Consider the following 13,017-nt stretch of genomic DNA (forward strand, 5'->3'; position numbering starts at 1 on the left):
TTCAGCTGAACCGAGACAGCCTGTTAGTTTGCATTGCATTTATTATTTAGTAATCATTATTCTACAGGTGTTACATCTTTTTCTTCATTCGTTGTTGCATCAGTTGAATCTATTGCAGGGATATCACGTTGTTCTTCGTCGTCATCAAAGTCACGCAACTCGATTTCTTCTTCATCTCCAGACAACATCTTGACATCCATACCTAAACTTTGCAGCTCTTTAATTAATACTTTAAACGATTCAGGTACTCCTGGTTCAGGAACACTTTCACCTTTGACGATTGCCTCATATGTTTTCACACGTCCAACGACATCGTCAGATTTAACTGTTAAAATCTCCTGTAATGTATAAGCAGCACCATACGCCTCGAGCGCCCAAACTTCCATTTCTCCAAAACGCTGTCCACCAAATTGCGCTTTACCACCAAGCGGCTGTTGCGTAACAAGTGAATATGGTCCAGTTGAACGAGCATGAAGTTTGTCGTCTACCATGTGGGCTAGTTTAATCATATACATAATACCGACTGAGACACGATTATCAAACGGCTCACCAGAGCGTCCATCATATAAAATCGTTTTAGCGTCACTAGCCATACCTGCTTCTTCAATCGTTGCCCAAACATCCTCTTCGCGCGCACCATCAAATACTGGTGTAGCGACGTGAATGCCAAGGTAACGCGCAGCCATACCAAGATGCAATTCAAGTACCTGACCGATATTCATCCTTGATGGTACCCCTAATGGGTTTAACATGATGTCAACCGGTGTACCATCAGGTAAGAATGGCATATCCTCTTCAGGTAAAATTCTTGAGATAACCCCTTTGTTACCATGGCGACCCGCCATCTTATCGCCCACATGAATTTTCCTTTTTTGAACGATAAATACACGAACTAATTGGTTTACACCAGGAGGCAGCTCATCGCCATCCTCACGGTTGAAGATTCTTACATCCAAGATAATACCGCCGCCACCATGTGGAACCCGAAGTGATGTATCACGTACTTCTCGAGCCTTTTCACCAAAAATAGCGTGCAATAATCTTTCCTCTGCAGTTAGTTCCGTAACACCCTTTGGCGTCACTTTACCAACTAACAAGTCACCGTCTTTCACCTCGGCACCGATGCGAATAATCCCTCTTTCATCAAGATTACGAAGTGCATCTTCACCAACGTTCGGAATATCCCTTGTAATTTCCTCAGGTCCAAGCTTTGTATCGCGTGCCTCAGATTCATATTCTTCAATATGAATAGATGTATATACATCATCTTTTACGAGACGCTCGCTCATAATAATGGCATCCTCATAGTTGTAACCATCCCATGTCATAAAAGCAACCAACACATTTCGTCCTAGCGCAAGTTCACCTTTATCCATTGAAGGTCCATCTGCAAGGATTTCACCTTTTTTGACCTCATTACCGACCGCTACGATCGGGCGTTGATTATAACATGTTCCTTGATTTGAACGTTTGAATTTTAATAGCTCATACTTATCAAGGTTTCCTTTTACCTTTTGACCATCTACTTCTGAATAGCGGCGAACATGAACAAAACCTGCTTCTACATGTTCAACAATGCCATCATATTTACAAATAACAGCAGCACCAGAGTCCTTACCGTCAACATATTCCATTCCAGTTCCAACAATTGGAGCCTCTGGATTCATTAACGGAACAGCCTGCCGTTGCATGTTCGCACCCATTAACGCACGGTTTGAGTCATCATTTTCCAAGAAAGGAATACATGCTGTGGCCGCGGAAACTACCTGCTTTGGAGAAACGTCCATATAGTCTACACGGTCTTTTTTGACCACTGTATTTTCACCACGGAAACGAACTACAACTTCCTCATCAAGGAACTCCCCATCCTCGGAAAGATTAACATTCGCCTGCGCAACAATGTAATTATCTTCTTCATCCGCAGTTAAATAGTCAATATGGGATGTAACTCTACCTGTTTCCGGATCAACTCTCCGGTAAGGGGTTTCGATAAATCCAAATCTATTTACCTTTGCAAAAGAAGATAATGAGTTAATCAATCCAATGTTTGGACCTTCCGGCGTTTCAATCGGACACATACGACCATAGTGTGAGTAGTGAACATCACGAACTTCAAAGCCGGCACGTTCACGTGTTAATCCACCTGGTCCCAATGCTGATAAACGACGTTTATGAGTCAACTCCGCAAGTGGATTCGTTTGATCCATGAATTGTGAAAGCTGTGAACTACCAAAGAATTCTTTAATCGCCGCAATAACAGGACGAATATTAATTAATGCCTGTGGTGTAATATTATTTGGGTCTTGAATTGACATCCGTTCACGAACAACGCGCTCCATCCGGGAAAGTCCAATTCTGAATTGGTTTTGTAAAAGTTCTCCAACAGAACGTAAGCGACGGTTTCCTAAATGATCAATATCATCTGTATCGCCAACAAAGTGTAATAAGTTAAAGAAATAGCTGATAGATGCAATAATATCTGCAGGTGTAATATTCTTAATGCTTACATCAATGTTGGAATTGCCAATAACATTGATTACTTTCTCTCCGTCTGGATCTTTTGGCGCATATATTTTAATAGATTGTACTGTGATATCTTCTTCAACAACGCCGCCATGTGGCTTAAGAACCTTAAAACCGATATTATTTTCAAGATATGGTAACACCTTATCTAGTGTACGGCGGTCTAATACTGTACCCTTTTCAACTAATACTTCACCCGTTTCCGGATCAACTAACGTTTCGGCAACACGCTGATTGAATAAACGGTTTTTAATATGAAGTTTTTTATTAATCTTGTAACGTCCAACATTTGCTAAATCATAGCGTTTAGGATCGAAAAAGCGCGCCACGAGTAAACTTTTCGCGTTATCAACCGTAGGCGGCTCACCAGGACGTAAACGTTCATAGATTTCTAACAAGGCTTTTTCGGTAGTTTCCGTGTTATCCTTGTCAAGGGTATTTCTTAAATACTCATTCTCGCCTAGCAAATCAATAATTTCTTGATCATTACTGAAACCTAATGCACGCAAAAGAACGGTTACTGGTAATTTACGCGTACGGTCAATACGAACATAAACAACATCTTTTGCATCGGTCTCATACTCTAACCAAGCACCACGGTTTGGAATGACAGTAGCTGTATATCCCTTTTTACCGTTTTTATCAATCTTTCCACTAAAGTAGACACTCGGTGAACGAACAAGCTGCGAAACGATTACCCGTTCAGCACCATTAATAACAAAGGTTCCTGTTTCTGTCATTAAAGGGAAATCGCCCATAAATACATCTTGTTCTTTTACTTCACCTGTTTCCTTGTTGATCAACCGCACCTTAACTCTCAGTGGTGCAGAATATGTAACATCTCGTTGTTTTGATTCCCCAACAGAATATTTTGGTTCACCTAAGCTGTAATCAATGAACTCAAGTGATAGGTTACCAGTAAAATCTTCAATTGGCGAAATATCCTGAAACATTTCACGAAGTCCCTCATCCAGAAACCATTGGTAAGATGAGAGTTGAATTTCAATTAGATTTGGTAATTCTAGCACCTCGCTAATTCGCGCATAGCTTCTGCGCTGGCGGTGGCGTCCATACTGAATTAGTTGACCCGTCAACTGATTCACCCCTCAAAATAAAACGTTTTATTTTAAAAAGCTCATACCTTTCCGTTTGAAGTATATTTATTAAAAATAGACTTAGATTAAAAAGGATTTGAGCCGTGATACCAAGTAAGGCTAGATTATTAAAGTACAAAGAAAAAAGGCTTCTAACAATTCAAAAGCACAATCAACACAAAAATTCGATTTTATTATCATTTCCAATGCCTAGTCTTTTATACACCTTACTAAAAATATTACCTATTATCGGAGTATATTTCTTTGGCATTTTATAATCTTACCACAACCAAAAATAACCGTCAACATTTTTTTGATTTTATGATATAATATCCCTTTTTCTTCACAACGACCTCAACTTCAGCAAATATCGTTTCTAATTTTTCAATCGCTGAAGGAGCCCCCTGTTTTTTCTGAATCACGATCCACAGCTCCCCATTTTCTAGCAGATGCTGGTACGAATCTTCGAACAGTTGGTGTACGACCTTTTTTCCGGCACGAATCGGCGGATTTGTAACAATCAGCGCAAACATCTTGTCTTTTACATTTTCAAATAAGTTACTTTGATAGATTGAGACATTTTCAACATGATTTTGCTCACTATTTTTTCTCGCTAACTGCAAAGCTCTTTCATTAACATCTACCATCTCAATCTGACGATTGGTATTTTCCTTGGCAAGCGTAAGCCCTATCGGACCATAGCCACAGCCGACATCTAAAATGTTTCCATCAATAGGCGGCACATCAATTGTATCAATTAACAATTTTGAACCAAAATCAATTTCACTTTTTGAGAATACTCCTAGGTCTGAGGTGAAAATAAAAGAATGACCCTTGAGTTTGTATTCAAAGGTAAAAGGCTTACTTTCTACAGAAGGATTACTCGAATAGTAATGTTCAGTCATACTCGAATACTCAACCCCTTCCTTATATGATGTAGTATTGGGTTACACAGAGCGAGGCTATTTAGAAAGACACGACTTGCCGCCCACAATGGCGGAAGTTGATGTCTTTCTTATACTGATATCCAATTAAACTTGTGCTTTATCAGTATAAAAAAAGCTCACTCAAATGAGCGAGCTTTAATTAACAAATACAATTACTTAACTTCAACGTTAGCTCCAACTTCTTCAAGTTTAGCTTTGATATCTTCAGCTTCTTCTTTAGATACGCCTTCTTTAAGCGCCTTTGGAGTGTTGTCAACTAATTCTTTTGCTTCTTTTAAGCCAAGGCCAGTGATTTCGCGAACAACTTTGATAACTTTGATCTTTTGGTCGCCAGCGCTTCCTAAGATTACATCAAATTCAGTTTGTTCTTCAGCAGCAGCGCCACCAGCAACAGCTCCACCCATAACAACAGGAGCAGCAGCAGTTACGCCAAACTCTTCCTCGATAGCTTTTACTAAGTCATTTAATTCTAAAACAGTCATATTTTTAACCGCTTCAATGATTTGTTCTTTAGTCATTTGAATTTTCCTCCTTAATATTCAATCAAAATTTTTAAGTTCTTAAGCGCCTTGTTCTTCTTTTTGATCTGCAACAGCTTTTGTTGCAAGAGCAAGGTTGCGAATTGGAGCTTGTAATACACTAAGCAACATAGAAAGTAAGCCTTCGCGTGATGGAAGTTCAGCTAATGCTTTCACTTCTTCTACAGTTGCAATGTTACCTTCGATAATACCTGCTTTAATTTCTAAATCCTCATGCTTTTTAGCAAAATCATTAAGGATTTTTGCAGGAGCTACTACATCTTCAGCTCCAAAAGCAACAGCAGTTGGTCCAACTAACTTGTCGTTAAGGCCAGCAAAGTCAGTAGCTTCTGTAGCACGACGCATCATCGTATTTTTATAAACTTTAAATTCAATGCCTGCATCACGTAATTGTTTACGTAATTCAGTTACCTCAGCAACGTCAAGTCCACGATAATCAACGAAGACAACTGATTTGCTTTCACGTAACTTATCAGCGATTTCTTGAACGACTTGTTTCTTTTGTTCAATGACTGCGCTCATCCTTACACCTCCTATAAAATTTTATACCGCACCGTGTTTTTATTTATACAAAATAAAAACCTCCACTGCCAGTAGACATGGAGGCATTACAGATCCGTTCATAATTAAAACAGATTTATAAACACACCTCGGTAGGAATATTAAGCCTAAGGTTGGCACCTACTGTCTACGGTATAACGATTAATTTAACAACGTTTGTTATTATAACTTCTTAAAATAAGTTTGTCAACTTATTTGCCAAGTAATAATGGAGAAACGTCAACTTTAATGCCAGGTCCCATTGTAGAAGCAATCGCAACATTTTTCATATATGTTCCTTTTGCTGCAGCTGGTTTAGCTTTTTGGATTGTCTCAACAATTGTTGATAAGTTGCCAAGAAGCTTTTCATCTTCAAATGATACTTTACCAATCGGAACATGAATATTACCAGCTTTATCTACACGGTATTCAACTTTACCAGCTTTAATATCGTTGATAGCTTTAGTAACATCAAATGTTACAGTACCAGTTTTAGGGTTTGGCATTAAACCTTTAGGTCCTAATACGCGACCAAGTTTACCAACTTCACCCATCATGTCAGGTGTTGCAACAACAACATCAAACTCAAACCAACCTTGTTGGATTTTGTTAATGAATTCTGAATCGCCAACATAGTCAGCGCCAGCAGCTTCTGCCTCTTTCACTTTTTCACCTTTAGCAAAAACTAACACACGTTGTGTTTTACCAGTACCATGTGGTAGAACAACTGCTCCACGAATTTGTTGGTCAGCTTTCTTAGGGTCAACGCCTAGGCGGAAAGCAACTTCAACACTTTCGTCAAATTTAGCTGTAGCAGTCTTTTTCACTAATTCAACAGCTTCTTGAACCGGATAAGCTTTTGAACGATCAACAAGCTTTGTAAGTTCTTGATATCTTTTACCTTTTTTAGCCATGTAATAAATCCTCCTCGTATGTGGTTTTAGCGGTTTTACCTCCCACGAATAAAGGTTGCGAGTGGTGATACCCAATTACCTCGCAACCTCTGCCAATTACCTTAGCAACTCACGGGATTAGTCTTCGATAACGATTCCCATGCTGCGTGCTGTACCTTCAACCATGCGCATTGCAGATTCTACGTTTGCAGCGTTAAGGTCAGGCATTTTTGTTTCAGCGATTTCGCGAACCTTGTCACGCTTAACTGTAGCAACTTTCTTCTTGTTTGGCTCACCAGAACCAGACTCGATTCCAGCAGCTTTCTTAAGAAGAACAGCAGCAGGCGGAGTTTTTGTAATAAATGTAAATGAACGGTCTTCAAATACAGTAATTTCAACTGGGATAATTAATCCAGCTTGTTCTGCTGTACGAGCGTTAAACTCCTTACAGAATCCCATGATGTTTACACCTGCTTGACCTAATGCAGGACCAACTGGTGGCGCTGGATTAGCTTTTCCTGCAGGAATTTGAAGTTTTACAATTTTAATAACTTTTTTAGCCACGAGACACACCTCCTTAAAGTCCGTGATGTGGTAAAATTAGACCCTTTAGGTCCTCCCACTCATACTCCTATATATCAACAATAGCCTCTTATTTTGAGACTCATAGGAAACACAAGAATTTTATCATTTGTTGCCCAAGAATGCAAGCCTTTATTTTTAATCCAGCTTCTGCAGACTGAAGTTTAAACAGATTGAATTTGAGTGAATTCTAATTCTACCGGAGTCTCTCTTCCAAACATATTAACATGGACCTTCACCTTCTGCTTGTCCATATCAATTTCTTCAATCGTACCCGTGAAATTCGTGAACGGTCCTTCAATAACACGTACGGTATCCTTAACTGCAAAGTCAATTTCAGTCGGAATCTTATCCATGCCCATTCTTTTCAAGATCACATCAACTTCATCGGGTTGAAGCGGAATTGGTTTTGATCCAGAGCCAGTTGATCCTACAAACCCAGTTACACCCGGAGTATTTCTAACAACATACCAAGAATCATCAGTCATAATCAACTCGACCAAGACATAGCCCGGAAATACTTTTTTCTTAACCACTTTCTTTTTGCCGTTCTTCACTTCATTTTCTTCTTCTTCAGGAACGACGATACGGAATATCTTATCCTGCATTCCCATTGATTCAACACGTTTCTCTAAATTTGTTTTTACCTTGTTCTCGTATCCCGAATACGTATGTACAACATACCAGTTCTTTTCCATTCACATTGGACGATTCTTGTCCATTCCCTCCCTAATCGGATTATCCCTTTCATTTCGCTGCCAACCCCATAAAGTTGTCACGCCTTCACTTATTGTCCAGTTCCGGCACCCAGAGACTAGTGGACTTCAGTCCTGTCGTGCGCTATACGGGTGCCACCACTTTTCGCACAAACACGAAAAAACCCGCGAACGGGTTCTTTATACTGTATTTCCTTGATTATATAACATTATACCAAACTTAACCAAGAATTAAACGAATTAATGATGAAATTCCCATATCTAAAACTGTAAAAAATAATGCCATAAACGCAACTGTAATGATAACTGTGATTGTATATTTCGTTAATTCTTTCTTTTTCGGCCAGCTGACTTTCTTCATCTCGCGAACAACATCGCGGAAGAATTTAATTATTCGTTGCATGCAGTACCCTCCAACTTTATTAGCCTAATACCCGAAGTTTAATTTATGTAATAAGTTTAAAAAACCTGATTTTACAATTAGTCACTGTAAAACTGTAACATAGTGTTAATTTAAATGTCAATGTCACAATCCAAAGAAAAAGGGAGATTACAACGTAATTTCCCTTAATTCCAAATAACGTTCAAGCTTTCGCTTTACTCTCTGCAATGCGTTATCTATTGATTTAACGTGGCGGTTCAAGTCCTCGGAAATCTCTTGATATGTACGGCCATCAAGATACAAATTAAGAACCTTTCGCTCTAAATCGCTTAAAATTTCAGCCATTTTTACTTCAATATCATCAAACTTTTCCTGATTGATAATCAACTCTTCAGGATCAAGAGCCTTCGTACCAGAAATAACATCAAGAAGCGTACGATCAGATTCCTCATCATAAATAGGCTTATCCAATGACACATAGGAGTTTAATGGGATATGCTTTTGTCTAGTTGCTGTTTTGATCGCCGTTATAATCTGTCTCGTTATACATAATTCAGCAAATGCTTTAAAGGAAGATAGCTTGTCCTCTTTGTAATCACGGATTGCTTTATACAATCCTATCATACCTTCTTGAACAATATCCTCTCGGTCGGCACCAATTAAAAAGTAAGACCTTGCCTTTGCCCGAACAAAATTCTTGTACTTATTGATTAAGTACTCTAAAGCTTCACTAGAACCCGCGTGGACATGTTCGACTACTTCCTCATCCTCTAGACGCTCTAAGTCATTGATAGTATTTTCCTTGAGGTATATGCTCACCCTTTGATCCCTCCGTCCACTTCCGATGCATATAGATAACAATATTATACAGTAGGTAAATTCAGGGAGTCAACCATTCATCGGTCTCCTCGGCGCCATTTTTCAAAAATTTCCGCAATTTCGCCTTTTATTTTTATTCGATTCGGTGCTTGTGCTTGCTTTGTTCCCTGCACTGAATAGTCAATTTTCTTCTCAATTTCATTCATCTCATTTAAGAGCTCCCGGGCAGACTTTCGTAATGCTCCTTGTCCAAAAACAACCCACTGTTCGGTATAGTCGGACGTTGCGACATGCACTTGTGTTTTAATATTATGAAGTTCATTCGCCATTCTTTCGATTTTTTCATCGGCAATTTCATTTTCCTTTGTAAAAATGACCTCCACATTGTGGTTCGTTGTTTTCGTTTCAATCCCAGGAACCTGGTGAGCGTCGAACACAATAATTACACGATATCCTGTATAGGCTTTGTATTCTGCCATTTTTTCTATTAATTTATCACGGGCGGCAGCAAAGTCCGTTTTCTTTAATTCTCGAAGTTCAGGCCAAGCACCGATCATATTGTATCCATCAACAAGTAATACATCCATACCCCTATTCTCCAATAGGGTTCCGTTTGCGATAGACCTCGTACATTAATAAACTTGCTGCTACAGACGCATTAAGTGAAGTAACCTTTCCAACCATCGGTAAGCGTACTAAAAAGTCGCACTTTTCTCTAACAAGCCTGCCCATACCTTTACCTTCGTTGCCGATGACAACTGCTAATGGCATCTTACAATCCATTTCACGAAAATCTTGCTTTCCTTTTGCATCCGTTCCGACAATCCACAAGCCATTTTCCTTCAATTCATCCATTGTTCTTGCTAGGTTTGTCACCCGTACTACAGGTACATACTCAATTGCTCCTGTGGATGCTTTGGCAACCGCAGCCGTTAATCCGACAGCACGCCTTTTCGGAATAATAACGCCATGGACTCCCGCTGCATCCGCTGTCCGTAAAATAGACCCTAAATTATGAGGGTCTTCGATCTCATCCAAAATTAAAAAGAACGGATCTTCCTGTTTAGCAGCAGCTTTTTTAAATAAATCTTCCAACTCTGCATATTGGTAAGCAGCTACTGATGCAGCCACACCTTGGTGGTTGCCCTCTACCGTTTGGTCAAGCTTTTGTTTGGGCACATACTGGACAATCACACCAGCCTGTTTCGCCAATTGAATTACTTGCTGCATTTGCCCTTTATTTGACCCTTCTGCAATCCATATTTTATTAATATCACGTTCTGCCCTTAGTGCCTCAAGCACAGGATTTTTCCCAATAATCCATTCACTTTCATTCATTTGTCTTCACCTCTTCCTTGGTTATGAATATAGTTATAGCCAAATTTCATCAATTCATCTAAACGTTCTTCATTCCCTAATAAATAATGATAGCCAAGCAATGCTTCAAAAGCAGTGCTATATCGATATGTCTGAACATCGGTATTTTTAGGCGTAGTTGCTGACTTCGCATTTCTTCCTCTCTTAACAACCGCTACTTCCTCATCTGTTAAAAGATTCTCATCAAGCAATGTATGGACCATAACCGATTGGGCTTTCGCTGAAACATATTTCGTCGCTTCGCGGTGAAGTTGATTTGGTCTCACCCCACCGCTTTCCAATAATTTAAATCTTATAAAGCTTTCAAAGACGGCATCACCCATGTAAGCGAGTGCCAAAGAATTTAATTGTTTTACATTGATACTTTTGTTTACCTGCACAATATTCTACATCCTTTTCCAACGGGTGCCTTGTGGTGTATCCTCAAGAATAATATTCATATCCTTTAATTGGTCCCTTATTTGGTCTGCAAGAGCAAAATCTCTATTTTTTCTGGCATCAATTCTTTTTTGAATTAATTCTTCAATTTCCTCATCCAGCAATTCATTTTCTAGTTGGAGCTTAATTCCGAGCACTCCCGCTAAAGTTTCAAATTCCTCAATAAATGCAGCAATTACTTTATCGGATGTATGGCTTTCTCTTAAGTAGATATTGGCCTGTTTAGCTAAATCGAATAACACAGAAATCGCATTTGCAGTATTTACGTCATCATCCATTTCAGTAATAAATTGTTCATGGATCTCATTAATAGCCTTTAGCCATTGTTCCTCTGAATCTGTTAGACCTGTGCTAGTTTCTTGGCGATAGCGTAAGTTTTCATAAGCTGTACGGATCCGGTCCAACCCGCTTTTGGCATTTTCCAACAACTCTTGGCTAAAGTTAATCGGGTTGCGGTAATGAACAGACAACATAAAGAAACGTAGCACTTGTGGATCAATCTGCTGCAAAATGTCATGCACCAATACAAAGTTCCCAAGTGATTTTGACATTTTCTCATTATCAATTTGAATATAGCCATTATGCAGCCAATAGTTGGCAAATGTTTTTCCGGATAATGCTTCAGATTGAGCAATTTCATTTTCATGATGCGGGAATGTTAAATCCTGGCCACCGGCATGAATATCAATCGTTTCGCCTAGATATTTTTTCGCCATTGCTGAACACTCAATATGCCAGCCCGGCCGTCCTTTTCCCCATGGACTTTCCCAAAAAATTTCTCCTTCTTTAGCCGCCTTCCACAATGCAAAATCAAGCGGATCCTGCTTTTTCTCGCCAACTTCAATTCTTGCCCCAAGACGTAGATCATCAATCGGTTGATGGGACAGCTTCCCATAATCTTCGAATTTTCTAGTCCTAAAATAAACATCACCCTCAGACTCATAGGCATAGCCCTTAGCAATCAATGTCTCTATAAACTCAATAATAATATCCATGTTCTCCATTACACGAGGATGGACGTCTGCCTTTTGAACACCCAAGGCGCTTACATCTTCAAAGAAGGCTTGAATGAAGCGGTTGGCAATGGTAGGAACATCCTCACCAAGCTCATTTGCCGCCCTTATTAATTTGTCATCTACATCTGTAAAATTCGAAACATATTTCACATCAAAGCCTTTGTATTGCAAATAGCGACGGACTGTATCAAAGACGATGGCAGGCCGTGCATTTCCAATATGAATATAATTATAGACAGTTGGTCCGCACACATACATTTTTACTTTTCCATCTTCAATCGGTTTAAACTCTTCCTTATTGCGGGTTAATGTATTGTAAAATTTAATTGCCATCAAGCTTCACTCCGTGATTTAAATTTATTTAATTCTTCTTTTAGAGCCTTCATTTCATTTTCCATCTCAGATAATTTTTCGGCAATTGGATCCGGTAGATCATTATGATTTAAATCATGGGTGACCCTTACCCCATCTTTTACTTTAATTCTACCTGGAATACCAACAACAGTGGAATTCGGCGGAACGTCTTTAAGAACTACAGACCCGGCTCCGATTTTTGAGTTTTCTTCAATTGTAATCGAGCCTAATACTTTCGCCCCTGTAGCAACAAGAACATTGTCTTTTAGGGTAGGGTGCCTTTTACCCTTCTCTTTTCCCGTACCACCGAGAGTGACACCTTGATAAATCGTAACATCATTGCCAATTTCGCAGGTTTCCCCGATGACGACACCCATGCCATGGTCGATGAAAAAGCGTCGGCCAATTTTTGCCCCTGGATGAATTTCAATGCCTGTAAAGAAACGGCTGATTTGCGAAATAACTCTGGCTATAAAAAAGAACTTTCTTTTATAAAATGCATGTGCCAGTCGATGGGACCATATTGCATGTAAGCCTGAATAGGTTAAAATCACCTCTAAATAGCTTCTAGCGGCAGGGTCTTGCTCAAAAATAACTTCGACATCTTCTCGTAACAGTTTAAACACTTTGACTTCCCCCCTATTTGTAAAATAAAAAGGCGCCCCTATGCTAATGCACAGAGACGCCAACGCGCGGTTCCACTCTGTTTGAGCAACATGAATCGTAATGAATCATTCGTCAATTGCTCCAACTTACCCCTAATAACGGCAGGTGGCCCCGCTTCTATCTACTAGAAT

The 13,017-nt window shown here is 39.4% G+C and carries 14 protein-coding genes and 2 other annotated features (1 of these 16 cut by a window edge); all 14 genes read right to left on the reverse strand.

Annotated features, from left to right (window positions below):
* Positions 1-56: 56 nt before the first annotated feature.
* Positions 57-3,617: a DNA-directed RNA polymerase subunit beta gene (gene rpoB, locus ACNQFZ_RS10755; protein ID WP_458415206.1), complete on the reverse strand. Its 3,561-nt coding sequence runs from the start codon at positions 3,615-3,617 to the stop codon at positions 57-59.
* Positions 3,618-3,919: 302 nt separating this feature from the next.
* Complete coding sequence (locus tag ACNQFZ_RS10760; RefSeq protein ID WP_458415207.1) at positions 3,920-4,522, reverse strand: class I SAM-dependent methyltransferase; 603 nt, start codon at positions 4,520-4,522, stop codon at positions 3,920-3,922.
* Positions 4,523-4,716: 194 nt separating this feature from the next.
* Entirely contained in the window at positions 4,717-5,082 is a 366-nt protein-coding gene (rplL, locus tag ACNQFZ_RS10765; protein WP_458415208.1) for a 50S ribosomal protein L7/L12, read from the reverse strand.
* Positions 5,083-5,124: 42 nt separating this feature from the next.
* On the reverse strand, positions 5,125-5,625 hold the full coding sequence (gene rplJ, locus ACNQFZ_RS10770) for a 50S ribosomal protein L10 (protein WP_458415209.1): 501 nt from the start codon (positions 5,623-5,625) through the stop codon (positions 5,125-5,127).
* A gap of 44 nt (positions 5,626-5,669) precedes the next feature.
* Positions 5,670-5,815 (reverse strand) — a sequence feature (ribosomal protein L10 leader region).
* Between the two features lie 40 nt (positions 5,816-5,855).
* A complete protein-coding gene (rplA, locus tag ACNQFZ_RS10775; protein ID WP_458415210.1) occupies positions 5,856-6,557 on the reverse strand; it encodes a 50S ribosomal protein L1 in 702 nt (233 codons plus the stop codon).
* 117 nt (positions 6,558-6,674) lie between these two features.
* Positions 6,675-7,100 (reverse strand): 50S ribosomal protein L11, encoded by a 426-nt coding sequence (rplK, locus tag ACNQFZ_RS10780; protein WP_458415211.1) that lies wholly within the window; start codon positions 7,098-7,100, stop codon positions 6,675-6,677.
* Positions 7,101-7,282: 182 nt separating this feature from the next.
* On the reverse strand, positions 7,283-7,816 hold the full coding sequence (gene nusG, locus ACNQFZ_RS10785; protein WP_458415212.1) for a transcription termination/antitermination protein NusG: 534 nt from the start codon (positions 7,814-7,816) through the stop codon (positions 7,283-7,285).
* Positions 7,817-8,054: 238 nt separating this feature from the next.
* Positions 8,055-8,237: a preprotein translocase subunit SecE gene (gene secE, locus ACNQFZ_RS10790; RefSeq protein ID WP_458415213.1), complete on the reverse strand. Its 183-nt coding sequence runs from the start codon at positions 8,235-8,237 to the stop codon at positions 8,055-8,057.
* Positions 8,238-8,384: 147 nt separating this feature from the next.
* On the reverse strand, positions 8,385-9,035 hold the full coding sequence (sigH, locus tag ACNQFZ_RS10795; protein WP_458415214.1) for an RNA polymerase sporulation sigma factor SigH: 651 nt from the start codon (positions 9,033-9,035) through the stop codon (positions 8,385-8,387).
* Positions 9,036-9,112: 77 nt separating this feature from the next.
* On the reverse strand, positions 9,113-9,622 hold the full coding sequence (locus ACNQFZ_RS10800) for an NYN domain-containing protein (protein WP_458415215.1): 510 nt from the start codon (positions 9,620-9,622) through the stop codon (positions 9,113-9,115).
* 4 nt (positions 9,623-9,626) lie between these two features.
* Positions 9,627-10,373, reverse strand: coding sequence for a 23S rRNA (guanosine(2251)-2'-O)-methyltransferase RlmB (gene rlmB, locus ACNQFZ_RS10805; protein WP_458415216.1), 747 nt, complete (start codon positions 10,371-10,373; stop codon positions 9,627-9,629).
* Positions 10,370-10,795 (reverse strand): Mini-ribonuclease 3, encoded by a 426-nt coding sequence (locus ACNQFZ_RS10810; protein ID WP_458415366.1) that lies wholly within the window; start codon positions 10,793-10,795, stop codon positions 10,370-10,372. Before ACNQFZ_RS10810 ends, rlmB begins: the two co-directional genes overlap by 4 nt.
* Before the next feature lie 3 nt (positions 10,796-10,798).
* A complete protein-coding gene (gene cysS / locus ACNQFZ_RS10815) occupies positions 10,799-12,199 on the reverse strand; it encodes a cysteine--tRNA ligase (RefSeq protein ID WP_458415217.1) in 1,401 nt (466 codons plus the stop codon).
* The gene (cysE, locus tag ACNQFZ_RS10820) at positions 12,199-12,846 is read right to left on the reverse strand and encodes a serine O-acetyltransferase (RefSeq protein ID WP_458415218.1); all 648 of its coding nucleotides are present in this window, start codon (positions 12,844-12,846) and stop codon (positions 12,199-12,201) included. Before cysE ends, cysS begins: the two co-directional genes overlap by 1 nt.
* 49 nt (positions 12,847-12,895) lie before the next feature.
* Positions 12,896-13,017, reverse strand: a binding site (T-box leader) (it continues 124 nt past the right edge of the window).

This window comes from Schinkia acidoalkalinis, from assembly GCF_054301215.1.

Excerpts from the sequence above, each read along its gene's own strand:
- ACNQFZ_RS10760 (WP_458415207.1), bottom strand. The coding sequence starts at position 4,522 with ATGACTGAACATTACTATTCGAGTAATCCTTCTGTAGAAAGTAAGCCT.
- rplL (WP_458415208.1), bottom strand. The coding sequence starts at position 5,082 with ATGACTAAAGAACAAATCATTGAAGCGGTTAAAAATATGACTGTTTTA.
- rplJ (WP_458415209.1), bottom strand. The coding sequence starts at position 5,625 with ATGAGCGCAGTCATTGAACAAAAGAAACAAGTCGTTCAAGAAATCGCT.
- rplA (WP_458415210.1), bottom strand. The coding sequence starts at position 6,557 with ATGGCTAAAAAAGGTAAAAGATATCAAGAACTTACAAAGCTTGTTGAT.
- nusG (WP_458415212.1), bottom strand. The coding sequence starts at position 7,816 with ATGGAAAAGAACTGGTATGTTGTACATACGTATTCGGGATACGAGAAC.
- secE (WP_458415213.1), bottom strand. The coding sequence starts at position 8,237 with ATGCAACGAATAATTAAATTCTTCCGCGATGTTGTTCGCGAGATGAAG.
- ACNQFZ_RS10800 (WP_458415215.1), bottom strand. The coding sequence starts at position 9,622 with ATGGATGTATTACTTGTTGATGGATACAATATGATCGGTGCTTGGCCT.
- rlmB (WP_458415216.1), bottom strand. The coding sequence starts at position 10,373 with ATGAATGAAAGTGAATGGATTATTGGGAAAAATCCTGTGCTTGAGGCA.
- cysS (WP_458415217.1), bottom strand. The coding sequence starts at position 12,199 with ATGGCAATTAAATTTTACAATACATTAACCCGCAATAAGGAAGAGTTT.